Origin of the sequence: Marinarcus sediminis (SeqCode) (assembly GCF_048571275.1) — a bacterium.
In the GTDB taxonomy this organism is placed as follows: domain Bacteria; phylum Campylobacterota; class Campylobacteria; order Campylobacterales; family Arcobacteraceae; genus Marinarcus; species Marinarcus sediminis.
In genome coordinates, this window is the sequence record NZ_CP182357.1 from 295,395 (window position 1) to 319,568 (window position 24,174).

General features: G+C 33.7%; 21 protein-coding genes and 1 pseudogene. 1 reads left to right on the forward strand and 21 read right to left on the reverse strand.

The window, feature by feature from the left end:
* Positions 1-4 precede the first annotated feature (4 nt).
* The 10 genes and pseudogenes from ACNI3C_RS01440 to ACNI3C_RS01485 form a co-directional block, all read right to left on the reverse strand.
* Positions 5-379, reverse strand: a complete 375-nt coding sequence (locus tag ACNI3C_RS01440) for a response regulator (protein WP_419770481.1) — start codon at positions 377-379, stop codon at positions 5-7.
* Positions 380-392: 13 nt separating this feature from the next.
* The gene (locus tag ACNI3C_RS01445; RefSeq protein WP_419771468.1) at positions 393-845 is read right to left on the reverse strand and encodes a CZB domain-containing protein; all 453 of its coding nucleotides are present in this window, start codon (positions 843-845) and stop codon (positions 393-395) included.
* A 6-nt stretch (positions 846-851) separates the two neighbouring features.
* Positions 852-1,790: pseudogene (locus ACNI3C_RS01450) on the reverse strand (methyl-accepting chemotaxis protein); the annotation flags it as partial.
* Positions 1,791-1,869: 79 nt separating this feature from the next.
* On the reverse strand, positions 1,870-3,003 hold the full coding sequence (locus tag ACNI3C_RS01455) for a BaiN/RdsA family NAD(P)/FAD-dependent oxidoreductase (protein WP_419770482.1): 1,134 nt from the start codon (positions 3,001-3,003) through the stop codon (positions 1,870-1,872).
* Between the two features lie 2 nt (positions 3,004-3,005).
* Positions 3,006-4,262 (reverse strand): ArsS family sensor histidine kinase, encoded by a 1,257-nt coding sequence (locus tag ACNI3C_RS01460; protein WP_419770483.1) that lies wholly within the window; start codon positions 4,260-4,262, stop codon positions 3,006-3,008.
* The gene (locus ACNI3C_RS01465; RefSeq protein WP_419770484.1) at positions 4,259-4,936 is read right to left on the reverse strand and encodes a response regulator transcription factor; all 678 of its coding nucleotides are present in this window, start codon (positions 4,934-4,936) and stop codon (positions 4,259-4,261) included. The genes ACNI3C_RS01460 and ACNI3C_RS01465 overlap by 4 nt, the downstream gene beginning before the upstream one ends.
* The gene (locus ACNI3C_RS01470) at positions 4,908-5,375 is read right to left on the reverse strand and encodes a Spy/CpxP family protein refolding chaperone (RefSeq protein WP_419770485.1); all 468 of its coding nucleotides are present in this window, start codon (positions 5,373-5,375) and stop codon (positions 4,908-4,910) included. The genes ACNI3C_RS01465 and ACNI3C_RS01470 overlap by 29 nt, the downstream gene beginning before the upstream one ends.
* A gap of 88 nt (positions 5,376-5,463) precedes the next feature.
* The gene (gene mfd / locus ACNI3C_RS01475) at positions 5,464-8,439 is read right to left on the reverse strand and encodes a transcription-repair coupling factor (protein ID WP_419770486.1); all 2,976 of its coding nucleotides are present in this window, start codon (positions 8,437-8,439) and stop codon (positions 5,464-5,466) included.
* Positions 8,439-8,726 carry a hypothetical protein gene (locus ACNI3C_RS01480; protein ID WP_419770487.1) on the reverse strand — a complete coding sequence of 96 codons (288 nt, stop codon included), beginning with the start codon at positions 8,724-8,726 and terminating at the stop codon, positions 8,439-8,441. Before ACNI3C_RS01480 ends, mfd begins: the two co-directional genes overlap by 1 nt.
* 9 nt (positions 8,727-8,735) lie before the next feature.
* Positions 8,736-9,443, reverse strand: a complete 708-nt coding sequence (locus tag ACNI3C_RS01485; protein ID WP_419770488.1) for a DUF445 domain-containing protein — start codon at positions 9,441-9,443, stop codon at positions 8,736-8,738.
* Positions 9,444-9,574: 131 nt separating this feature from the next.
* On the opposite strand from ACNI3C_RS01485, the gene olsF reads away from it, so the two are divergent.
* Positions 9,575-11,302 carry a bifunctional ornithine lipid synthase OlsF gene (gene olsF / locus ACNI3C_RS01490; RefSeq protein ID WP_419770489.1) on the forward strand — a complete coding sequence of 576 codons (1,728 nt, stop codon included), beginning with the start codon at positions 9,575-9,577 and terminating at the stop codon, positions 11,300-11,302.
* Positions 11,303-11,316: 14 nt separating this feature from the next.
* On the opposite strand, the gene ACNI3C_RS01495 is transcribed toward olsF, so the two are convergent.
* The 11 genes from ACNI3C_RS01495 to secF all read right to left on the reverse strand — a co-directional run bounded on the left by ACNI3C_RS01495 (position 11,317) and on the right by secF (position 24,172).
* Positions 11,317-12,921, reverse strand: coding sequence for a cation:proton antiporter (locus ACNI3C_RS01495; RefSeq protein WP_419770490.1), 1,605 nt, complete (start codon positions 12,919-12,921; stop codon positions 11,317-11,319).
* On the reverse strand, positions 12,922-15,042 hold the full coding sequence (locus tag ACNI3C_RS01500; protein ID WP_419770491.1) for a TOTE conflict system archaeo-eukaryotic primase domain-containing protein: 2,121 nt from the start codon (positions 15,040-15,042) through the stop codon (positions 12,922-12,924). It abuts the gene before it with no gap.
* A gap of 6 nt (positions 15,043-15,048) precedes the next feature.
* Positions 15,049-15,468: a bactofilin family protein gene (locus ACNI3C_RS01505; protein ID WP_419770492.1), complete on the reverse strand. Its 420-nt coding sequence runs from the start codon at positions 15,466-15,468 to the stop codon at positions 15,049-15,051.
* Positions 15,411-16,316 carry a M23 family metallopeptidase gene (locus ACNI3C_RS01510; RefSeq protein ID WP_419770493.1) on the reverse strand — a complete coding sequence of 302 codons (906 nt, stop codon included), beginning with the start codon at positions 16,314-16,316 and terminating at the stop codon, positions 15,411-15,413. The genes ACNI3C_RS01505 and ACNI3C_RS01510 overlap by 58 nt, the downstream gene beginning before the upstream one ends.
* A complete protein-coding gene (locus ACNI3C_RS01515) occupies positions 16,306-17,457 on the reverse strand; it encodes a bifunctional folylpolyglutamate synthase/dihydrofolate synthase (RefSeq protein WP_419770494.1) in 1,152 nt (383 codons plus the stop codon). Before ACNI3C_RS01515 ends, ACNI3C_RS01510 begins: the two co-directional genes overlap by 11 nt.
* On the reverse strand, positions 17,423-17,977 hold the full coding sequence (lptE, locus tag ACNI3C_RS01520) for an LPS assembly lipoprotein LptE (RefSeq protein ID WP_419770495.1): 555 nt from the start codon (positions 17,975-17,977) through the stop codon (positions 17,423-17,425). Before lptE ends, ACNI3C_RS01515 begins: the two co-directional genes overlap by 35 nt.
* Position 17,978: 1 nt before the next feature.
* Complete coding sequence (gene leuS, locus ACNI3C_RS01525) at positions 17,979-20,441, reverse strand: leucine--tRNA ligase (protein WP_419770496.1); 2,463 nt, start codon at positions 20,439-20,441, stop codon at positions 17,979-17,981.
* Positions 20,441-20,785, reverse strand: coding sequence for a DUF6394 family protein (locus tag ACNI3C_RS01530; RefSeq protein ID WP_419770497.1), 345 nt, complete (start codon positions 20,783-20,785; stop codon positions 20,441-20,443). Before ACNI3C_RS01530 ends, leuS begins: the two co-directional genes overlap by 1 nt.
* A gap of 103 nt (positions 20,786-20,888) precedes the next feature.
* Positions 20,889-21,359, reverse strand: coding sequence for a hypothetical protein (locus tag ACNI3C_RS01535; protein WP_419770498.1), 471 nt, complete (start codon positions 21,357-21,359; stop codon positions 20,889-20,891).
* Positions 21,360-21,460: 101 nt separating this feature from the next.
* The gene (locus tag ACNI3C_RS01540) at positions 21,461-22,672 is read right to left on the reverse strand and encodes a pentapeptide repeat-containing protein (RefSeq protein WP_419770499.1); all 1,212 of its coding nucleotides are present in this window, start codon (positions 22,670-22,672) and stop codon (positions 21,461-21,463) included.
* Between the two features lie 528 nt (positions 22,673-23,200).
* The gene (gene secF, locus ACNI3C_RS01545; RefSeq protein WP_419770500.1) at positions 23,201-24,172 is read right to left on the reverse strand and encodes a protein translocase subunit SecF; all 972 of its coding nucleotides are present in this window, start codon (positions 24,170-24,172) and stop codon (positions 23,201-23,203) included.
* Positions 24,173-24,174 lie beyond the last annotated feature (2 nt).

Below are 24,174 nucleotides of genomic sequence, written 5' to 3' on the forward strand. Positions count from 1 at the left end.
AGAGTTATGACTTTAACACTTCTGTTATTTTTGTTTCTAACGCTTGCAGTGAATCAAAAGGTTTCATCACATAATTCGTTGCACCCACTTTATGAGACTTCAACACTCTGTCTAAAGTTGAATATGCCGTCATTATGACAACTTTTTGATCTTCTTTACTCTTCATTATTTTTTCCAATGCTTCAAGTCCATTCATTTGAGGCATCATAATATCAAGTAAAACCAAATCAAAATCGTCTCTTTCAACTGCACTCACCCCATGTACTGGATTTGAAAACGTTGTCACACTGAATTTACCATTTTTCGTTAAAAATCGACTCAGCATATTTAGAATTTCTGTTTCATCATCAATAATTGCTATTTTATATGTTCTCTCCATGTTTTGCTCCTAATTAAACAAATAAATCTTTTGCAGCTCGTTTCATCACCGCTTCACTTTTCTCTTCTAAAATTCTGTCTAAATAATAAAATACTTGTTCACTCCCCTCTTCAACTTGGAATATTTTATCTTCAATGAGTTGTTTTGAACAAGAGACTTCATGTCCAGAACACTGCTCTGCTAACAGATTTGCTTCGTGGTGTACTTGATGGTGATATTTTTCTAAATGTTTATAAGATGGAACAAAACTGAACTCTTCTCGTCCAAGACCGGTATCATACCATTTACCCAATCGACAATTATGGTGATCTACGGCTTTAAAGTTGTGTTCTCCCCCAAAGATGAGTTGGTAGAGATTATTTTTATAAATAACGTGATCAAGTTTTGCCAAGTTAATGAAAATTTTATTTGAAATACTTTCAACTTCATAGACCGATCTGCTCGCATTTTTTTGGAAATTTTTCATCAGTTTATTTAACACACTGACTCTCTCTTTTGTCTCATTAACAACTTTAGCAACCACATCGGAACTCTCTTTAATTCTTTGAGTCTCCACATGAATTGAATCGACTACAGCTTTAATTTGTTTTGCTGCATCGGCACTTCTTGTTGCTAAGTTTCTCACCTCTTGAGCAACAACAGCAAACCCTTTTCCTGCCTCTCCTGCCGTAGCTGCTTCAACTGCTGCATTAAGAGATAAAATATTGGTTTGGAAAGCAATCTCTTGAATAAGATTAATCACTTGAGAAATGTCTTTCCCTTTAACAACCAGTGAATTTACTACTTCATTTTCTATCTCAATTTGAGTGTGTAAATTGCCTGTATCATTAACAATCTCTTGTGTTAGGTTTAACCCATCCGTTGAACCCGAAGCTGTCTCTTTTGATTCTGTCATCATAGATTGTAACTCTTCTAAAAGAGAAAGATAGGTACTTTGTGTATTGCTTAAAGAGTAGGTCATGTTTTTATTGTGTCGCTCTAATAAACCGCCCTCTTTATTGTCATGTACCGAAGTTTTTTTCAAAGAGACAATACAGTAATCTTTATACTTTTTAATGACTACTTTTGCTTCACAATCATCCATAATAAGTCGTTCTTGTTTGTTTAAAGCAGCATTAAGAACAATACTATAATCTTTCACATTCGTTTGAGCAACGGTATTAGCAAAAAAGAGTTCATTATCAGGAGAGAAAACAACCAATCCTTCTTCTTGCGATAAAGAAGCAATATTTTTGAACAATTCAAGCTCATTTTTGACTTTTTCAACATCATTGGTTTTTGGAAGTGTTGCAATCTCTTTTTCAAATTGTTCAATTTTTTGATTCTTTAAAGAGATCTCTTTTTGAAGCGATTCAATCTCTTTTGATAAATTGACAATATCATCTTGTAATTTTTTATTGGGGAAAAACATTTTTTACCTTTTATGCATATTGTTAAATTAGGCAATAATATCAAAAATATAATAAATGACCTATAAATCAGAAAAAAAATTATATTTTTTGTGTACAAACTACCGCACTTGCAAAAGCAAATTGAAAATTATATCCACCCAATTCTCCTGTAACATCCAAACATTCACCCAAAAAGTAGAGATCTTTTTGAAACAGACTTTGCAGTGTTTTCCCCTCTATCTCATCGGTATGAATACCTCCTTTTGTCACTTCAGCTTTGGTGTATCCAAAATTGCCTGCCGGTGAAAATTCATAATGCTTCAAGGTATGAAGTCGTGTAAGTTCCTCTTTACTTAACTGGCTTACGGGTTTATCTTCAACTTTAATGGCTTGCAAAAATTCCAATGAAAATCTTTTCGGCAGGGGTAAAGCAGAGCTGATATGTCGGTTTCCTTTTAAAAAAGTTTCTACTTTTTTATTGGGTAAAAAATCCAATACCATTTTCCCTTTTTTCCACGCCAAAGAGGCGTTTAAAATTAAAGGACCAGAACACCCTTTATGGGCAAACAGCAAACTGCCTTCATAAACTTTGTTTTCAACTTGAATTTGTGCATCTAAAGAGATTCCACTTAAGTTTTTAAACCAAAACTGCTCTCTTTGTACAGTAAAACCTACCAATGCAGGAGAGAGTGTTTTAATGGTATGTCCAAACTTTTTGGCAATCTCATACGCAATACAACTTGCCCCCAAAGAAGGGTAAGAAAGCCCACCTGATGCCACGATGAGTTTTTTAGCTTCAATGGTTTTATGTTCGCTTTTAATACAGTAGTGTTCATTAAATTCAACATCTGTTACAGTGGTATTTAAAAAAGTGGTCGCATGTTGGGTCAATCGTGAAAACATCGCAATAACATCATTGGAGGAGTTACAAAAATAGGTGCCTTTAACAATCTTTTCATGAATTTTAGGTTCCACCCCATTTGTTTTTAAAAAATTCAATAGAGCATGATGATCAAAGGCATTTAAAATGGGTTCAATAAAGTGTGGATCACCAACATAATTGTGAACACTCAGATATTTATTGGTGATGTTACACTTTGCTCCACCACTGACTTTAATCTTTGCCCCAATGGTTGCATTGGCATCAATAAGGCAGACATTTTTATCTTTTAAAAGTGCAGCAGCCATCAAACCACTTGCACCCGCTCCAATGATTGCAACATCAAAAAGCAAATCTAGGACTCCACTTTGACTATTTTAAAGATATTGGTACTGTTTTCATACGCATATTCCAGTTTAAAAGCATTGGCTTTTAAAATAGAGTTTACAATATAAAGTCCCAAACCAAAACTCTCTTTGTCTTTATATTCACTGGCAAAAAATGGTTCAAAATAGGCTTCTAACTCATGGGCGAGTGCTTTGCCTTTGTTTTCAAACACAATTGCTTCCCCTTGAGTTTTTATGGTGACGCGTTTATCACTTGAGTGTTTAATTCCATTATCAATAAGGTTTTTAACTGCCACGCTGAAAAGATTATAATTGACATGCAATTTGATATTATCAAAATGCATATCCACAATATCTTCATCAATCATCAAAGCATCAATGGCATTATCTACAATGTCGTTGAGATAATAAAAATTTTGTTCCATATTTTTTGATGAAGAAATCAACTCTTCGATTAAACCAAATTCGTTGATTAAACTCTCTAATCGATTAAAGACATTGACCATTTTTTCATCGTTTTTTTCATCATGAGGAAGTTGTGTTAAAAATTTTCCTTTGGTAATAGGCGTTTTCAGTTCATGCATAATATTTCGAATAAAGACATTTCTGGATTCTTTGATATTGTTAAGTTTTTGTGCAGCTTTTTTAAACTCCATTGCCAACAAAGAGACCTCATCTTGAGCCGTGGTATTACAACACTCAAAATCAAAATTCTCTTCACCCAATGAAGTCACTTTCTCTTTCAAAATTTTTAAGGGATAGAGTTTTTTCAAAATGGTTAAATAACTGAATATCAACGTAATGATAATCAATCCAAAAACAGCAATAATATACAATGAACTGTTCATAAGTTCAGATTGATTGTCTCTTAAAATGACTTCCATTCCGCCCATTTTTGTTGAAGCATCATGTTTTAAATAGAGATAATAGACATTTTTTAATGACAACACCCGTATGGTTATATTTCTGAAACTTTTTTCAAATTCAACAACCGTTTTCGGATTATATGTAATGCCTCGAAGCGTATTGATATCATCAATAAAATCAAAGCCCATATCGTCCAAACTGGCTTTAAAATCAGGAGTGAGTCCTTGTCTTTTATTGTGTTCTAGAACCATTTTAGCAATGGGAGAATACTTCTTTTTCAAATTGTGTTGATTGTTTTTATAGTTGTGTGTCATCAAAACCAAAAAACTTGCAACCACAAACAAAAGCGAGACAATAAAACTCACGGTCAGTGTAAAAATTATGGATTCTCTTTTCATTGTAAAAATTTATACCCCATTCCTCTTATAGTTTGAAGATACTTTGGAACTTTCGGATTATCTTCAATTTTTTGTCTGATTCGATTAATTATAACGGCCAGACTTCCAACATTATCATAATCACTGTTTAATAAATCTGAATTTTCAAAAATATCATCTCGAGAGACAATAAATCCTTCACGTTTAATCAACAACGACAAGACTTCATACTCAGCAGCAGTTAATCGCAACACTTCATTTTTTCTTTTAATCTCTTTTTTTGCTTCATCGAACTCAAAATCTTTTTGAAGTTCAACGCTGTTTTGCATATTTTTATTGAACCGTCTTAAGATGGTTTTGATACGAACTTCAAGTTCTCGTGGGTCATAGGGTTTGGGTAAGTAATCATCAGCTCCCAATTCAAGGGCAATAACTTTATCGGTAATGTCACTTCGTGCAGAAGAGATAATAATAGGAATATTATGCTCTTTGAGTATGGCTTTACATAAATCTAAGCCATCCATTCCAGGAAGACTTAAATCCAAAATAATCAAATCATAACTGTTAAAACGCAAACTTGAAAGAGCCAAAAAAGGCTCTTCAAAGTTGGTCACTTCTATGTGAAACTGTTTAAGATATTGAATTAAAACTTCGGCAAGCTCTCTGTCATCTTCTACCATAGCAATTTTGATCAAAATTTGGCCCTTCTTTCATTCTCTCTTCTTTTAAATCCATGAGAACTTTTAATTGTGCTTTTTGTTTTGCGGTTAAAATATCATAAATTTGAGCAATTGTTTCTGCTCTTGATTTTATCATATTTTCTCTTTGGTGCTGTGCCATTTTGATATATTTTGCTTTATCAAAACCATCATTTGTAAATGCCTCATATCGTGAAGGCATATTTTTTCTGCTTTCACGCATAATTTTTTGAACATCGGTTTGTTGCGCTTGAGTTAATGTGATTTTATTCAACATTCGCATAAACCCGTGTGAAGATTTGCCCATTTTCATTGAGCAGCCATTTTGTTGCATCATCATTTTTTGACCTTGCATGGGTTGCATTTGTGCACTGAGTGAAATTGTCAAACAAGAGGCTAAAAGCACACTTGATAAGATTTTTGTTTGTAGTTTCATAATAGACTCCTTAAATTGTCATACTGAAATTATAAGGGATCCATATAAACCATTTTTAAATCGAATATTAACGCAATCTAAACAGAAGTTATTTTATGTTACGCAGATACTTTAACGCCGTGGCAATAATGTCATCGTCATCTTTACTTGGAGATTTTATGGTCTCTTTGGTTTCATCTTCTTTGACAAAAGTGATGTTCATTTCATAACTTGACACCGTTTTTATTTTTTTATTCATGGCAAAAATTTTAATTAAAATCAACTCAATAAACTGTTTGGTTGGAGTATCTGGTCGTCCAAATCGGTCTTCCATCTCCTCTTCAATGGCATACACCTCTTCATTGTGTAAAGCTTTACTCAATCGTCGGTAAAGTTCCAGTCGAACCCTGTCTTCGGTGATATAATCACTGCTGATATACGCACTGATGGCAAGTTTTATATCCACACTTTTATGTTGTGTTTTGGTATCACCACTCAAACTGGCCAACGCATCTTCAAGCATTTTGAGATACAAACCATAACCAATTTGTTTGATATGTCCACTTTGAGCTTCTCCAATAATATTTCCACCCCCACGAATTTCTAAATCTTGGTGTGCCAATGCTGTTCCACTTCCTAAGTATGAATTGGATTCTAAAGCCACCAGTCGTTTGATGGCATCGGGAGTGATTCGTTTTTTATCTTCAACCACAAAATAACAAAATCCCTCTTTGCTTCCTCGACCGACTCGTCCTCTTAATTGGTGTAAATCGGCAATTCCAAATCGATCTGCCCCATCAATGATAATGGTATTGGCCTTAGGCAAATGAAGCCCTGATTCCACAATAGAAGTTGCCAATAAAATATCAAAATTTCCCTCTTCAAAATCGTACAAAATCTTTTCAGCATGCGCAGGTGTTACTTGGGAGTGAATTACCTCTATTTTAATGTTGGGCAATAACTCTTGTAAATCTTTTCGTTTGGCTTCAATGGAAGCGATGTTATTGTGCACATAAAAGAGTTGCCCGCCTCTTCTTTTCTCTCTTAAAATAATCTCTTTAATGAGTTTATCGCTGTGCTCTTTAACAAATGTTCGCACACCCAATCTTTGACTTGGAGGGGTTAAAAGTGAACTCATTCCTTTGAGTTTTGAAAGCGCAAGATTGAGCGTTCGTGGAATTGGCGTGGCGCTCATTGAAAAAATGTGCACATCTTCTCGTAAGTTTTTGAGTTTCTCTTTTTGTTTGACGCCAAATTTATGCTCTTCATCAATAATAACCAATGCCAAATCATGGGTTTGCACTTCAAGTAAGGAGTGTGTTCCTACAACCAAATCATACGTACCATCGGCCAAACCTTTTTTGATATGCGCTTTGTCTTTGGCACTTGTTTTTCCATCAAGTTTGGCCATTTTGATTCCCAATGGCTCAAATCGTTTTTTCATTCCACTGTAGTGTTGATTGGTCAACAATGACGTAGGACAAACAAAAAGGACTTGATGTCCGTTTAAAAAGGTTGCTACAATTCCATTCATGGCAATTTCTGTTTTACCAAAGCCCACATCTCCACTTAAGAGTCTGTCCATAACTCGACCACTGCTTAAATCTGCAAACATCTCTTTGATTGAACGATTTTGGTCTTTGGTGTATTCAAAGCCCGCATTGTGTCTGAATGCATTGAGCTGTTCACTGCTGACATCGTATTGAATTCCATTGACAAGTTCTCTAGCAGCTGCAAGTTTGATAATGTCATTGGCAATGGCAAAAAGCCGCTCTTTAACTTTGGATTTAAGTTTGGCAAAACTTCCTTTCCCCAACTTATCCAACATCGCATAACTTGAACCATCGGCCACATAACGGTCAATAATATCAATGTTTTCAACAGGAATAAGCAGTTTGTCATCGTTGGCGTAAAGCAAAATCACAAAATCTCTTTTAGCGCCCATTACAACAACGGGTTCTATGCCTTTAAATTGTCCAATTCCATACTCTTCATGTACAACATAATCGCCCACTTGAAGTTCATCAAGTACAAGTTTTACCCGTTTTTTTCGTCTTTTTTTAACCTCTTTGTTGAGTGAAATAATCACTTCATCATCACTGACAAGATTAATCATATACTCTTTAAAAACGTAATTGATTTTTTTACTGCTTAACTCTAAATCAAAGGCTTTAACTTTGGCTTCAGTTGCACTGATAATAGTAAACTTTTTGCCCTCATGAAAAGTTAAAAACTCTTTGACATTTGTAGGTGCAATTGGGGCATACGTTGTACTTCTTGGAATTTGAAGCGTGAGTAAAAACTTCTCTTTTGTAACCCTTTTTTCTTCAAAAATATAGGCTTCATCCAGTTCACTTAACGCTTCAGAAGTGATATATGAGTTGAGTCTTTGAGGTAAATATTCCCCCAATTCATCCAAATACCAAAACCCTAAAGAGTGAATGTCTTGAATAAACGCATCGGTTTTAACCGTTTGAATTTCATCGTTGATTTTTTCAAAACTTTCGGCATTTAACGCCAAAAAAGCTGGACTGATTTTAAAACTCTCCAGCTCCTCTTTGTTTGATTTTTGATCTTCAATATCAAAGTGTCGAATGCTCTCAATTTCATCATCAAAAAGTGATATTCGATACCCCATCTCACTTCCAAGCGGACAGATATCAATAATGTCTCCACGGATTGAAACTTCCCCTTCACTTGTTACAATATCGACAAAATAGTATCCCCAATTGTAAAGCTTACTTTTAAACTCTTCAAGGTTGAGAGTTTGTGCAAAACTGATTTCAAAGCTGTCAAAACACTCTTGTTTTGGCATAGCAAAACTGATAGTACGAATGGGAGCAATGAGGATTTTATTCTGTTTTTTATAAGCATAATAGTCATTGAGTGTTTTGGTAATATCTTGCAATTCATCACTAAAAGCCAACAAATCATCACCAAAGTTGGCTCTGAAATCGGGCAGTGTAAAGGGGTGTAAATTGTGATACGCTACAACATCTTGTGCCATTTGTGCTTGTTTGTCATCATTGACAATGAGCAGTTGGCAATCGTTTTTACTCTTAAAAAAGCTGAAAAGATTTTGCATTATTGGGCAACTTCAAAGTCGTTGGTTGTTTTATCAAATTTAAATGCTTGAAACGGCAATTCATCGAGTTGAAAAATCAATTTGCACGACTTAAAAGAGGTTTTCGACAATCCCACTTTAACCACTTCTAAAATATACGCTTTGGTTGAAAACGTTGTACTTGTTGAGTTTCCCGTATAAACCAACTCTTCACCTTCAACGGCAATGAATCCCTCTTTTACTAAATGTTTATTAAAAATTTCTTTATTTTCAAGGCCAACTGCCTCTATGACTAATAATACGTCCAAACTCTTTCCTTACATTACTAACGTGCTGATTAATCCAATAATCCCACCAAAAAATGCCCCCCAAACGACCAACCAACCTAAATGTTCTTTTATCATTTTTTGCACAATTTCTTTGACCATTTTAGGCGTGAGTTCATCCAGTCGTTTATTGACAATTGAACTGACTTTTTCAAAAATATCATCACTGACATTTGAACTGCCTAGGCTTTCATGCAAAGCTTGTTGAAAAGAGTCATTTTGCGATATTTTCACAATTGCACTTTGCAATTTATGAATAAACGGTTCTCGTAAAGGCTCTAAGGCTGCAACTCCACCAAACATTCCAAGCATTCCACCAAAAGGGGATTGAATGACTGCTTCTTTGAGTGATTCAAAGGCTGGTGTGAAATCGGTTTTTTCTAAAATAGGCGTCATGTTAAAGTGCGATTTTTTTGAAGTGACTTCTTCTTCAAAAAAACGTTGAAGATTCTCTTTGGTAAAAAACTCATTCATCATTAAATTATGAATCCCCTCTTTAAATTGAGTGAATCGGTTCTCTACCACACCACTTCCATAAAAAAAAGGCACTTTTTCAAACAACATATGAATGGCAATGGCGTTGGTTAATGCACCACTTAGTGCAAAAAGTCCAATCATATAAAGAGCTTCATTGTGCAGCATAAACCCAACGATTGCTAAAATCAGTGCTAAAAAATTCGATACGATTGATTTATTCATGGTTATCCTCTGTATTTTTATAAACGCGATTTTAACATAAAGAAACTAATGATTTAACAAGCCTTGATACAAAGTAACTTGTTTGTAACCAATATTCTATAGAATTTTTGAAATTTAAGGACAAAACACCAATGATAGATGTAGAAAAAGAGATATTAAAAAAATTTCCTGCTTTGCAAAAAGACAGTTCGGTATTAAAAAAATCACTGCTGAAAATAGCCAAAAAGATAGTTCATGAAGATACTATTAATACCTTTTTAGTAGAAAATGCCCACTTAAAAGGGTTTGAATTTATTGATGCGGTGTTAGAATATTTTGATTTTGATTATATTGTTTCAAGCAATGATTTAGAAAACATCCCCACAACAGGAAAAGTCGTTATCATTGCCAATCACCCTTTAGGTGGCTTAGATGCTTTATGTCTTTTAAAAATGATCAGTCAAGTCAGAAAAGATGTCAAAATCATTGCCAATGATTTTTTAGCAGGATTTGACGCACTAAAATCACTCTTTATTCCTATTGATAACTATAAACTCAAACAATCAAAATCAGATATTAAAACCATTTATGAAGCACTGAATAATGAAGAAGCCATCATTATATTCCCAGCAGGGGAAGTGAGTCGCGTTGGAGCAAAAGGGGTCAAAGATCCCGTATGGAATAAAGGGTTTTTAAACTTTGCCATTAACTCAAATGCACCTATTTTGCCTATTCTTGTTGATGGGAAAAACTCTAAAACTTTTTACACCATTTCCGTGATTAACAAAACATTCTCAACGCTGCTTTTATCGCATGAAATGTTCAATAAAAAATCAAAAAACCTGCACATGAAAGTGGGTGAAATTATTCCCAATGAGTTTATTGCACCTAAAGGTTTAGAGAAAAAACATTTGATCAATTTGTATAAAAAACATCTCTATTCTCTTAAAAAGAGCAGAAAATCTTTTTTTGTCACGCAAAAAGCCATTGCCCGACCGCAAGATCGGCGATTAATTAAAGAAGAACTCAAAGCTTCACAACTCATAGGTCAAACCAATGATGGCAAAAAAATCTATTTGTATGACTACAAAGATGACTCTATTGTCTTAAAAGAGTTGGGACGATTAAGAGAGATCAGTTTTAGAAAAGTGGGGGAAGGGGTCAATAAAAAAAGAGATACCGACAAATATGACATCTACTATCGGCACATTATCCTTTGGGATGAAGATGAGCTTGAAATCGTGGGAGCATACCGAATTGGAGAGAGCAATTTCATACGAGAGTCTTTAGGAATTGATGGTTTTTATTCCAATACCCTTTTTAAATTCAATGAAAAATTTTTGCCTAAACTTGAAAATTCAATCGAATTGGGAAGAAGTTTTGTGCAACCAAAATATTGGGGTACACGAGCCTTGGACTACTTATGGTATGGAATTGGTGCATATTTAAAAAGCAATCCTCATATTCAATATATGTTTGGACCAGTGAGTTTAAGCAGTAACTACCCTAAAACAGCCAAAGATTTGATTGTATTTTACTACACGCACTACTATCAAAATAATGAAAAACTCGTATCTCCTATGCAACCGTATCAATACACCAACTCCGTGGTGGATTTACAAGAACTTTTCTCTTTAGACAATGCCAAAAAAGATTTTAAAAACCTCAAATTTGCTTTGTCAAATATGCAAGTGACGGTTCCAACTCTATATAAACAGTACAGTGAATTGTGTGAAGAGAATGGCATTAAGTTTTTAGGTTTTAACGTTGATGCTTCCTTTTCAGATTGCATTGATGGTTTTATTATTGTAGATATAGCAAAAATAAAAATGGCACAAAAAGAGCGTTATATTGAGAATTCAAAAGGTAAAAAAGAGTAACTCTTTTTTGCCTTTTATATCTCCCTAATCTCTTTAACCAATGCTTTTGCCACTTCAGAGTTTTGCACGACAATATGTTTTAAATGAAGTGGACTTAATGCCTCTTTCTCTTCACATTTAATCACTTTTACAATGGTCTTAATATTTTTTGTCAAATCATTAATGACTTCACAAATCAAATGAAGTTTTTCAGGGTTGTCAATCGCCACAATAATCGCCGATGCCCGTTTGATTTTAACCGACTCCAAAATGTGTTTATGTGCCGCGTTTCCAAATAAAATGGGTTCACCTTGTTGTTGTCCCACTTCAAAATATTTCAAATTGTGTTCAATAATAAAATACTCTTTTTCATCTTTTTTAAGCTCTTTGACAACCTCTTGTCCCAAATTCCCATATCCTAAAACAATAATATGATTTTTGGTATCGTGTTCAACTTGTAAGGCATTGCATACCATCATACTGTCTTCTGGCACCAAACTTGCTGCAATTCTTGAAAGATTTTTAAGCACGATGGGCGTTAAGATCATTGAAAGTACAATCGTTACAATCAACACTTGCGAATAGATGGGACTGATAAGATGATTGTTTCGGGCAAGTTCTAAAACTGCCAATGAAAACTCTCCAATTTGTACCAAAGACAAAGCCGTTTTAAAAGCGACTCTTTTGGTGTCATCGACTCGAACAATGGCATAAATAATGACGTATTTTAAGCCAATAAGTACGGGCAATAAAATTACAATGGTGAAAAAATATTGTGCAATAATGGCAAAATTGATTTGCATTCCCACTGTAATAAAAAAGACACCCAAAAGCAAATTTCTAAAAGGAGTCAAATCGGCTTCAACTTGGTGTTTGAACTTGGTTTCAGAAATCATCATCCCCGCAACAAAAGCTCCAAGTGAGTAGGAAAAGCCAAAATAGTGGGCAATATACGAAGCACCAATGGCTATAAATAAAACCGATCCCACAAACAATTCATCCGATTTTGATTTACTGACGTGTTCAAAAAAGGGCTCTAAAAGATATTTCCCCACTAAAAAAAGAATAGTAATCAAAGCAAATGCAGCAATGGTCGTTTGAAAAATCAAATGAACAACCGATTCTCCACTCGAAGCAGTAAAAATTGTAATCATCAATAAAATAGGGATGACCGCAATGTCTTGCATGATCAATATCCCAAGCACTCTTCGTCCGTAAGGTTTACTGATTTCGCGTGTTTCATTGAATGTTTTTAAAACAATGGCTGTTGAAGACAAGGACAAAGCTGTTCCTAAAACCATGGAGGTTTTAAAATCAAAACCTAAAACATAATAACTGATAAAATAGACAAAAAGAGTGGTCACCGCAATTTGAAGTGTTCCTGTTAAAAAAACTTCTTTTTTCATTCTCATTAAAGAGTCAAAAGAGAACTCCAAACCAATGGTAAACATTAAAAAAACAATACCAAACTCTGCAATCTCTTTTAATTCATGATTATCTACAGCTTCATGAAGACCAAACGCATAGGTAATAATAGTACCTGTAACAATGTAACCAATGATAGTAGGCAAGTGTAATTTTTTTAATAATAAATTGACAACAATCGATATAAAAATAGTTGCAACAATAATTCCTAACATCTAAAATTCCCTTAATAATGTATAATGCATCTGTTTATACCCCTCTTTCCTTTTTTTATACGCAGAGTAAAGCATCGCATTTTTTGTATCTAAAAAATCAATGGCCAAACAATCTTGTCCATCTCTTCCAATACGTCCTAAATATTGAATAAGTCTACCATAATAAGAAATAGGAGTAGCAAAAATTATGGTGTTTAAATGAGGAAAATCTATCCCTTCCCCAAAAAAGGAGGTGGTAGCAAGGATTAACTTTGCCTCTTGCACCAACTGCATATTTTCAGATTGCTCTTTTTTACTTTGGTTTCCATGTACACTTAAAAAAGTCATCCCCTCTTGCTCTAAAAGTTGTTCTAATTCGCTGATATGTTCAAGTCTGTCGGTTAAAACCAAAATATGACGTTGACTGTTTTGTTTGATTTCCTTGATAATTTGAGCATTTCTTTTTTTGTCCAGACATACTTGCCCAATAATATTGGCATAATTGTCTAAATTTGATTCAAAATCGGTTTTAACAATTTTCACCTTATTGGTGTAGGTCTTTTTCTTTTTAAACTCATAAGCAATTTGACCCAATTGTTGAAATAAAATGGGTTCTAAACCATCTTTTCTATTGGGTGTGGCACTCAAACCTAAAATATATTTTCCTTTAAACCCTTTGATGATTTGCTCAAAGGTAACAGCGGGAATATGATGACACTCATCCACAATCACAAACGAATAATTTTCTACCAATTCAGGTGTATTTTTTAAACTTTGCATGGTGGCTATATCCAGCTTTTTATTGAGTTTATTCTTCCCTTTACCCAAATAGCCAATCTCTTTTTTATTCATATTAAAATAGTCAACACATCGTTCAATCCATTGGTCCAATAGCATGTTTTTATTGACCACGATTAATGTATTACACCCTCTTAATTCAATCATTTTTGCCCCAATGAGTGTTTTGCCAAAACCAGGAGGTGCAACACAAATACAATTATCATATTTAATGATCTCTTTGATGGCTTCATTCTGTTCTTTTCGTAATGTAAAAAGAACTTTTCCAAATTGCTCCGCTTGGAAAAATCTTCTCTCTTCAATGCTGTATTGTGCATCATTGGCTTGAAAAAGCTCTTTTATTTGAACCAAAAGTCCTCGTGGCAGTTTTAAAAACTGATTGTGCTCTTCATACGATTTTATGACACGAGGGACATTAAACAGAGGTTTCCTTAACTGTAAAAGTATTTTGACTTGGGGATTATCAAAAGAGGCCATTGCTTTTAAGGTATTAAGCAAACTTTTTGATAAACCAACGGTGTTAATGTAAATAAAATCATTGAGATACATTTTAATTGTTTTATTAGGAAAAATAATTTTCTCATGATTTTCTATAAAAAGGGGCGTATCTTCACTGTTGGAGGTTAAATGTTCAATCTCAATTCTTGAAACTTTAGTCACATGACTTAAATAATCCCATTGATCTTCTATGGTCTGTTTTGTTAGCACATCTATGAAAACTGTTTTCTCTTCATCACGCAGTTTCAACTGCAAAGGTAACGCCAATGGTGTGCCCAAATTGCTCTGGTTTGAAAACGCTTGATTGGGATATATTTTCCCAGAAGTATTGCTGTGTTTATAGATTTTTTCACCCAACTCTTTGGCTCTTTTGGCTTCTGTTTGTGTTGAAAAAAATATCCAAACATGAAAATCACCACTGGCTGTTCGTTCAAAATAACCATTGATTTTTAACTGATTTAACCCCATTTTGATTTTATATAAATCGGCTTCAATGATCTCTAAAACCAAATAATTGCACAGATTTGATGCAATAATCGAATACGTTGCCAACTCTTCATTGCCACGTAAATGTTGCTCAATGGCTTCATTGCTCAAAGGCAGATAATCTTCTCCTTTAAATGTACGAGTTACAGGGAAATAAGCTTGTTTTTTGGTATCTTTACTGACCCATTTTTTAGCATAAATATCGGTTTTTCCTACAAATAAAGATTTAAAAAGTTCAATTTTCTCTTCTTTGGAAAACTCTTTTTTGGTGTTGATTTGTTCTTCTAAGAGGGCAATCTCTTTTAAGATTTCCTCTTTTTGTAAGTAAAGCGCTTGAAGTTTTTTTTCAATATCATTCATGGCTTTTTATTTATCGTGGCTTATTTTACCTTGAATGCTTTCCGTTACGTGTTTGTATCGACTGCTTAAGGTGTAGTTTTTGACTTTTCCTTGCCCTTCAAACAAACCATTAGGTTCAATAGTTAAGTGATTGTATTTCAAATCACCTCGCACTTTTCCATGGGATAAAATCTCAATCTCATCGCAATCGATTTTTCCATCGACATAACCATTAACTGACATATTCTCAGCCTCAATTTTTCCGTAAAACTCACCCGTTTTACCAATAATCACATAGGTTGCCATGGTAATAACACCTTCAAATTTTCCATCAATATGAATGGTGCCTCGCGTATTGATTCCCCCAATAATGTGAGTACCATGAGGAATTACTGTTGCGCCAGTTTGTTCTTGTGACTGTTTATCATTGCGACCAAAGATTCCCACTCAACTCTCCTTTGTGCTTGGAAAATAGCTTCATAATTTTTAATATTCCATTTTATAAAATCCCATGGATCTAAAATTTTTGTTGCATATTTTACTTCATAATGTAAATGAGGTCCAGTGCTTCGTCCACTGTTTCCACTTAAACCTACAATTTGACCTTTTCTGATGACATCTCCCACTTTAACTTTTATTGAGTTTAAGTGAGCATAAACCGTTTCAAAACCATAATTATGCAAAATCATAACCACTCGTCCAAAACCGCCTCTGTCATTATTTAAAATATATTTTACTACCCCATCTGCCGTTGCATGCACTGGTGTTCTCATTTTTGCTCGTAAATCAATTCCTCTGTGAAACTTTTTATCGTGTGTTACAGGGTGTATTCTGTAACCAAAACTTGCCGTAACGGCAACCTCTGCAAGAGGACTTCCACTTGGAATAATTTGAAGCATAAACATTTTTTGTGTTGTATCCATTCGAGCCAATGTGGCTCTTTGGATTAAAGAAGAAGTGTCATTACCTTTGATACCAATTAACTCTTCAATATCATCAAGTTTGGAACCCAATTCATCAATATCTTTTATTTTATCTTTTATTTGCATAGAGTACATTGAATTTTGAGCTTTTAATTTGCTCTCTTTCTCCTCTAATACCCTTATTTTATACTCTTTCTCTTTTTTTATCTCTGTAATATCTTCTTTTAATGCAGAAATAAACCAAAAAGCCCCGCTTAATATGACTAAAAACAGGGGTACAATGACTTTAACACTCTTCTTAATAAACTGATGTATATTATACGATTTTGTTCCATTTATATCGGATACGGTTATGATTAATCTATTTTTCATCTTCTTCTTTAATGGTTAAAAATTTTTCTACTACACTAAATGATCCAAACACCAAATAGTTTTTCGACTCTTCTATGATAGTAAAATCATCATATTTTATACCTAAATTTTCACACGTTTGCATTAAAATATCTTTTTTTACAATACGTTTATCATCCACTTCTAAAATAAAAAGTTCTTCAATAATGGGTTTTAAGATTTCCAAAACTTTCTTGTAATCTTTGTCTTCAAAACTGTTATAGACCAATGAAATTTTTTCATTTTTATGGATAAACTCTTGAACAATGACCGATGCGGCTAAAGGATTATGCCCTACATCAATGGTGATGTTAGGCGCAATTTTTTGACATCGTCCAAAGAGTTGGACATCTTCAAATTTTTTCAAATCAATTTCAATGTTTAAATACTCCAAAGCAGTTAACACCAAATTGAGATTTTCATATAAATACGTAGGGAAATTTTTAAGAGAAGAGGTATCAAACTTTTTGGCTTCAGTATAATTGTATAATGAAGCCACTTCATAAACCTCTTTATGCGTTTGTTTGTTGACAATCATTTTATTATCGCACGCGCGCAGTTTGGTTATGGCAATTTCAGTAACGGTGTCACCTAAAAAGCTTTGATGGTCTAAATCAATGGCAGTAATCAAACTTAAATCATTGATGACAACATTGGTTGCATCGTACTCTCCACCCAGCCCTGCTTCTAAAACCAAATAATCCAAATGTGAACTTAAAAGCAGTGCTATTAACGTGGTATATTCAAAATAGGTGAGTTTTTCAATAATATCAGCGGGAAGTATATCTTTGAGTTGATTGTGTGCTTCATTTAAAACTTCATTGCTGACATCTGCCCCATTAATCCATATGCGCTCATTAAATTTTTGAATATGAGGTGACGAGTAGTGAAGCGTTTTAAAGCCCGATTTGACCAAATAATGTGCCAAAAACCTTCCCGTGCTTCCTTTTCCATTCGTACCTACAATATGAATCACATATGGGAGTTTCACGTAAAGTCGTAAAAACTCCCATGCGATTTTAATGGTATTAAAGTCTATCTTATCGTAGTAGAGACTTTTTTGCTCTAAAAACGCTTCCAAATTCAAACTATTTTGAAGTTTCTTCATTGAGTGGTTCTTCATCCATTGTTTTCTCTTTTCGGAATGTTTCAATGGCAAGTTTTGAAATGACTTCATCCAAAGCTTTTGCAGAAGCTTGTCTTACTGCTTCAAATCGATTGGCTTCTGAAATCTCATTTGTTCCATCTACAGAGAAATCATACGTACCGCTGACTTGTACTTTTCCTTTTCCACCTGGTCCAACGTAGCTGACACTGATGGTCACGGTTGCTCGATAGAGTTTAATGTACCCTTTATTATCATACTGAACCACACCCATTGAGACCGAATCAAGTTTTACATACAGTAAAGTATCGGCCAAACTTTTATCAAATACCAATTGTGAATCAAATCGATTGACTACAATTTCACTCATGGCATCTTTTATAATAACCGAGTTTTTAGGGTCAATAACATCAACAAATATATCAACATACACTTTACCCTGAATCTTATCTTTGGCATAATGAGATGAGGGCTTATATCCACATCCAATAAGTACTAATATCGATAAAATAGCTAATATTACTGTCTGTTTTTTCATACTATCCCTTAATAACAAAATTGACCAATTTATTTGGCACAACAATCTCTTTAATCAATTCATTGCCATCAAGCCATTTGGCTGCTTTGAGTTTTGCAGAGGCTAAAATCTCCTCTTTACTGGCTTCAGGTGAAACTTCTACTTCAGATCTTTTTTTACCATTGATGGTTATGGCTAAAAGAAGTGTATCTAATGTAAAAACCTCTTCTTTAATGCTTAAAGGTTTATCAAAATTCAATTTATCAAAAAGCATTTCACTGATTTCCCAACATAAATGCGGAATAATCGGTTCTAAAATATTGGTCAAAATCCAATACCCTTCTGCCCAAACCAATGGATTTTGTTGATTTTGCAACGCATTCATTGCTTCCATTGATGAAGCAATTAAGGTGTTAAACGCATAGGTTTTCGTAAAGACTTCATTTGACTTTTTCAACGCTTCATAGACTTTTCTTCGAGCCTCTTTTTCATCTTTATTTAAACTCTCGTGGTTGATGTTTTCAATTTGAGCCAAATTATCAAATGCAACCAAAGAGACTCTTTCAGCAAACTTTTTGATAAATCTAAATGCCCCTTCAACAGCACTGTCATTCCACTCTAACTCTTTAGTAGGTGGCGCAGCAAACATCATAAAAAGTCTTGCTGTATCTGCACCATATTTTTGAATAATCAAATCAGGATCAACCACATTGCCTTTAGATTTTGACATTTTTGCCCCATCTTTTAAAACCATTCCTTGAGTCAGCAATCGTTTAAAAGGCTCTTTTGAATTGGTGTATCCTAAAGAGTTCAACGCTTTGGTAAAAAATCGTGCATAAAGAAGGTGTAAAATGGCATGTTCAATTCCACCAATATATTGGTCAACGTCCATCCAATAATTGCTGTCTGCTTTATTGATTCCCTCTTTGTTCCAAGATTTTGGATTGGTGGCATATCGCAAAAAGTACCAACTTGATTGTACAAATGTATCCAAGGTGTCTGTCTCTCTTACTGCAGGTTTACCACATTTTGGACAAGCACAATGTTTCCAAGTGGGGTGATTATCCAATGGATTTCCCTCTCCTGTGATTTCAACATCTTCTGGTAAAGCAATGGGTAAATTTTTAATCTTTTCAGGTACTAAACCACACTCTTCACAATGCACAAATGGAATCGGCGCTCCCCAATATCTTTGTCTTGAAATTCCCCAATCTCGCAGTTTATAGTTAATCTGTTTTTTTCCAAGAGAGTTTTTCTCAAAGTGATATATAATCGCTTTTTTGGCTTCATTGCTTTTTAACCCAGTAAAGGTTTCACTCTCAATAAGTGTTCCTGCTTCAGTAAACGCCTCTTTTAAGTATCCAATTTTTTCCTCTTTAACAATAACCTCTTTGATGGGTAAATCATATTGTCGAGCAAATTCAAAATCTCTTTGATCGTGTGCAGGCACTGCCATAACAGCTCCACCGCCATATGAAGCCAAAACAAAGTTAGCTACCCATACAGGGATTTTTTCATTGGTTAATGGGTGAATAACATCCAATTCTAAACTCACACCCTCTTTAGGTAAGGTTGCTCTGTCACGTTCAGAATGTTTTTGCATATTTTTAATGGCATTGATTTTTGATTCACTCAAAAGATTGTTTTCAACCATGTATTGCACAATTGGGTGTTCTGGTGCAAGCGCTGAATATGAAACCCCATAAATGGTATCGGGTCTGGTGGTAAAAACTTTATAATTATTAAAATTTTTATCCAATTTGTATCGAGAGTCTAACGTTAAATTCAAGGTAAACTCTAAACCTTCGCTTCGCCCTATCCAATTCTCTTGCATGGTCAAAACTTGGCTTGGCCACTCGTTTTCTAAACCTTTTAAGTCATCCAATAACTCTTGGGCGTATTGTGTAATTGCCACATAATATCCCGGCATATCTTTTTGCACAATTTCATTATCACATCTCCAACAACAACCATCTTCAACTTGTTCATTGGCCAAAACCGTATGACAATCTTCACACCAGTTTACGGTAGTTGATTTTCGGTACAGAAGTCCCGATTCAAACATTTTGATAATAAACTCTTGTTCCCATTTGGTATACAACTCATCACTGGTTGCAAACTCTCTTGTTTTAGAAAACGAAAGCCCCAAAGAGTTTAACTCTTTTCTCATATAATCGATGTTCTCATATGTCCATTTTTTAGGGTGAAGTTTATGTTTAATGGCTGCATTTTCTGCGGGCATTCCAAAACTGTCCCATCCAATTGGATGCAGAACATTAAAATCTGCTTTTCTAAAATATCGTGCGAAGGCATCGCCTAAACAGTAGTTTCTCACGTGTCCCATATGGATTCTTCCACTTGGATATGGGAACATACTTAAAATATATTTTTTCTCTTTTTTTTGTTCATCACTGGGTTCAAAACTGTTATTTGCATCCCAATAAGATTGCCATTTAAACTCAATTTCTTGTGGATTATACTGCATTAATATGTATCCTTCTCTTGGCTTCTTGCACTTTCAATCAATGCAAGAGCAATAGAAAAAGAGTTTGCAACAATTGCACCAATAGCAAGCGCAATGGCCATTCGGACATTATGTGTAAAGGTTAAAACCATAAACGCAGGAATAAGATGTAAGTCTGCAACAAGTGAACTTGCTAATAACTCAGCTGATAATAGGTTTTTTACCCCTATTTTTAAAATTGTAGAGATGACATTAACACCTGCGGCTAAAAAGAGTGCTATGGCATTTGGTTCATATAAAAACCCTGCTGTAGTTGTTAATGACATAAGTGAAAAGAAGATGTACGTGACTTTACCCCAATCCATGTTTATCCTTTGATTTGTTTTATTAAAGGCTAATATTCTATCCAAATCTTGGTAAGAAAATACTTTTACTGGGGTGAAGAAAAAGTTTTAAATTAAATAATTTTTACTCAACATTTTTATATTGTAAAGATTTAACCAACTGGTAAATCAAATACGTAATAAGAAGCTTAAAAAAAAGTTCGATAATCAATGCAAAACTGAATGATGCACGTAAATAATGTATTGGAAACAAATTGTGTAAAAGGAAATTGAGTGCGAAATCATTGGTGACGTAAAAATATGCCCCCGTTGTTCCAAGCAAAATCAACCAAAGCAGATTTATTTTGTTCCAAAAAATAAAATTATAAATACATCCCCATGTAAAAACTGCAATATAGACTCCAATAAAAAACTCTTTTCCAATGCTGTCAGGCATGGGAACAATAAACAATGAACTTCCCCCGACAAAAAAGTACTCAAAAAGTGAAGAAACGATTTCAAATAAAAGAATCCAAAAAAGTACCAACTGCCAATCTTGCGCATGATTTGAAGTTATCTTATCAAAATTATGTTTTAAACTTTTTAATTTGCTCATTTTGTCCCAAATTCTATAAAATATATTCAAAAATTATAACAAAAAATAATTAATTTATACCATAAATATTGTCACTTTTGAATTTTCATTCACTCATGTAACTATTTCCGACGTGTATTTTGCCGTATGGAAATAATCAGTTGGTAAATTAAGTAGGCGATGGTGATTTTGTAGATTAAGCCACCAAAAGTTAAATGCTCTTTTCCACTCATTATTGAAAAGGGATTAATCGTATTAGAAATACAATATAAATTCAAGTCATGAGATAATATTCCATAAAGCCCATATGTCAAAAATGTAAATACAATTGTAAAAAAAATTCTGGCAAAGTTTTCTAATATCGCAATATTAATTCCAAATATGATGATGACAATACTTGGAATAAAAGAGATAAAATTAACACCAAAAAGTTCAATATTATTTTTCATAATACCAATTCCAAAACTTATATTGAGAATCCAAAAAAGTGCTAAAAGCCAATCTTGGGAATGATTCGAAGAGATTCCATGCAGTGTAAAAATCAGTTTTTCAAAAAAATCTTTTCCCCACTTTAACTCTTTTTCACGTTCTTTCATTTCTAAAGCGTAAAATTTATTGGCTTCAATGATATTGTTTTGTTTTTCAAATGAGTCTTTTATAATTCTCGCTGTTTCACGATTTTCAACATCTACTATTTCATTTTTTTCATTTTTACTTATATTTAACAAATTGACTTTTTGGTTAAAAAGAGTATCTCTTAAATTTAATGGTTTTTCAAAAATTACATCTCTAAAAACTGCGTATCCATCATAAGAAGTGTATTTTTGCTTCACTACTTCTTTGAAAGTAGTTCCTGAAAAATCAGCAACACTTTCATAAATAACTCCTTCTAAATCAACTTCTTTATTAAAAGTACATCCATTATTAATAAAATCATCTTTAAAAATACTATCTTTAAAACTTATTTCATTTTCAATTGTAAGGTCTTCCCATAATATTAAAGAATCAAACTCACATTTTTCAAATTCTAAAGTTGGTTTAATCGAGCTATCAGTACAAGTAATTTTTCCTTGAAATTTGCAATTTTTAAAAATAATTTTTTCTTTTTTAAATCGATTTAAATTTTCTGTATCAACTGCAGGAAAAACTATATTCTTCAATTCTACATATTTATTTTCATTTGAATATACTATCTTAGTAATTTCTTTTAAAAATTCTTTAGCCTGATGAATCTCTCCATCTTTTTCACAATGTAAAATACACTTATTTTGTTTTTCATCAAAATATTCATCTTTAAATTTTTCATTACAAACACTGCATTTATGTTTAGCCATTTTTACTCTTTAAATTTTATATTTTAATATTATCACAATTTTGTTTTATTTTTGTAAACACCTAAAGGTCTTCGCTTCTTCTGACTTTGTGTGGACAAAGTAAGCAAAACCACCAACGGCTTCAAAGCCCATTCGGGTTCCCTCACTTATTATTTTATTCTTTTCAGCTCTGCAAAACTCGCTACAAGGTGCATTTAGCACCTTGCTTAACGCTCAAACAGTTTCGAGCTTGTTTTGAAAAAAATAAAATAAACGTTCGGCTTTTGCAGGGGTTGGAAAAGAGAGGATAAGGACATTTACTTATTTGATTGTTGATATTTTAAACTTCTTCTTTATTCAAGTTATAAAAGATATTTTGAATTGTTAATTTAAAAATTATAGGAAAACGTAGTTTATAAATATTAGATTTTGTGAGAAGTCAAGGCGGAGAGGAATTTTAAAGCGGAGCGTACATGTAGTACGTGAGCATTTAAAATTTCTCTCCAACGCAGAATAATTGCGAAAGATGATGTTTAGAAACTGCGTTTCTTAGATAGTGCCCTGCTCATACATGGCTCTTAACTTATCTTTCTCTTTTTGCCGTTTCAACTTCTCCGCTTCTTTATTTCTGAAATCTGAAATAGAGAATTTTAACTGCACTAAAAATGATGCGGCGATAAAAATTGATGAATAGGTACCTACAACAATTCCTACTACCATAGTAAAGGCAAAACCATGGATAATCTCTCCACCGAAGGCAAAAAGGGTAATGACCACAAAAAATGTTGTCAATGACGTTAATGTTGTTCTTGAAAGAGTTTTAGAAACCGAATCATTGACCACTTGATTTAAGTCAGACTCTTTAGAATCGGTAACACCCTCTCTGATTCTGTCAAATACGATGATGGTATCATTGAGTGAGTACCCTAAAATGGTTAAAATTGCCGCTAAAATATCCAAGTTTACATCAATTCTAAAAAGGGCAATCGCTCCTAAAGCAATGGTAACATCGTGGATTAATGCCAAAATTGAAGCCACCGCAAAACGCCACTCAAATCGGAAGCTGACATACAGTAAAATCACAAAGAGTGATAAACCTAACGCCATCAACCCTTTTTCTCTTAGTTCGTCTCCTACTTTTGGTCCAACCATATCAACTCGTCTGATTTCAAAGTTTCCTGTTGCTTTTAAAAGTTCTGCAACTTGGTCTCCAATATCTGTACCCAAGGTGGTTGAAGAGCCAGTAATTCGGATGACCACTTCCTCTTTTGAACCAAACTCAGAGATTACCGCATTTGAAAATTTATCGTGTTGTTTTAAAATCTCTCGAATATCTTTAATGGGTGCAGGTTGTTCATACTTAACTTGTACAAGTGTTCCCCCAGCAAAATCAATTCCAAAGTTTAAACCTTTTGAAAAGAGTATACCAAGAGACAATAAAACCATAAAAGCCGATAATGCCATAAAGGGCAATCTTTTTCCCATAAAATTATATATTTTATCTGTTTTAAAAAATTCCATTG

Excerpts from the sequence above, each read along its gene's own strand:
- ACNI3C_RS01540 (WP_419770499.1), bottom strand. The coding sequence starts at position 22,672 with ATGGCTAAACATAAATGCAGTGTTTGTAATGAAAAATTTAAAGATGAA.
- ACNI3C_RS01530 (WP_419770497.1), bottom strand. The coding sequence starts at position 20,785 with ATGGATTGGGGTAAAGTCACGTACATCTTCTTTTCACTTATGTCATTA.
- ACNI3C_RS01510 (WP_419770493.1), bottom strand. The coding sequence starts at position 16,316 with ATGAAAAATAGATTAATCATAACCGTATCCGATATAAATGGAACAAAA.
- ACNI3C_RS01515 (WP_419770494.1), bottom strand. The coding sequence starts at position 17,457 with ATGAAGAACCACTCAATGAAGAAACTTCAAAATAGTTTGAATTTGGAA.
- mfd (WP_419770486.1), bottom strand. The coding sequence starts at position 8,439 with ATGCAAAATCTTTTCAGCTTTTTTAAGAGTAAAAACGATTGCCAACTG.
- ACNI3C_RS01535 (WP_419770498.1), bottom strand. The coding sequence starts at position 21,359 with ATGAGCAAATTAAAAAGTTTAAAACATAATTTTGATAAGATAACTTCA.
- ACNI3C_RS01495 (WP_419770490.1), bottom strand. The coding sequence starts at position 12,921 with ATGTTAGGAATTATTGTTGCAACTATTTTTATATCGATTGTTGTCAAT.
- lptE (WP_419770495.1), bottom strand. The coding sequence starts at position 17,977 with ATGAAAAAACAGACAGTAATATTAGCTATTTTATCGATATTAGTACTT.
- ACNI3C_RS01445 (WP_419771468.1), bottom strand. The coding sequence starts at position 845 with ATGAAAAATTTCCAAAAAAATGCGAGCAGATCGGTCTATGAAGTTGAA.
- ACNI3C_RS01500 (WP_419770491.1), bottom strand. The coding sequence starts at position 15,042 with ATGAATGATATTGAAAAAAAACTTCAAGCGCTTTACTTACAAAAAGAG.
- leuS (WP_419770496.1), bottom strand. The coding sequence starts at position 20,441 with ATGCAGTATAATCCACAAGAAATTGAGTTTAAATGGCAATCTTATTGG.
- olsF (WP_419770489.1), top strand. The coding sequence starts at position 9,575 with ATGATAGATGTAGAAAAAGAGATATTAAAAAAATTTCCTGCTTTGCAA.
- secF (WP_419770500.1), bottom strand. The coding sequence starts at position 24,172 with ATGGAATTTTTTAAAACAGATAAAATATATAATTTTATGGGAAAAAGA.
- ACNI3C_RS01470 (WP_419770485.1), bottom strand. The coding sequence starts at position 5,375 with ATGAAACTACAAACAAAAATCTTATCAAGTGTGCTTTTAGCCTCTTGT.
- ACNI3C_RS01460 (WP_419770483.1), bottom strand. The coding sequence starts at position 4,262 with ATGAAAAGAGAATCCATAATTTTTACACTGACCGTGAGTTTTATTGTC.
- ACNI3C_RS01485 (WP_419770488.1), bottom strand. The coding sequence starts at position 9,443 with ATGAATAAATCAATCGTATCGAATTTTTTAGCACTGATTTTAGCAATC.
- ACNI3C_RS01440 (WP_419770481.1), bottom strand. The coding sequence starts at position 379 with ATGGAGAGAACATATAAAATAGCAATTATTGATGATGAAACAGAAATT.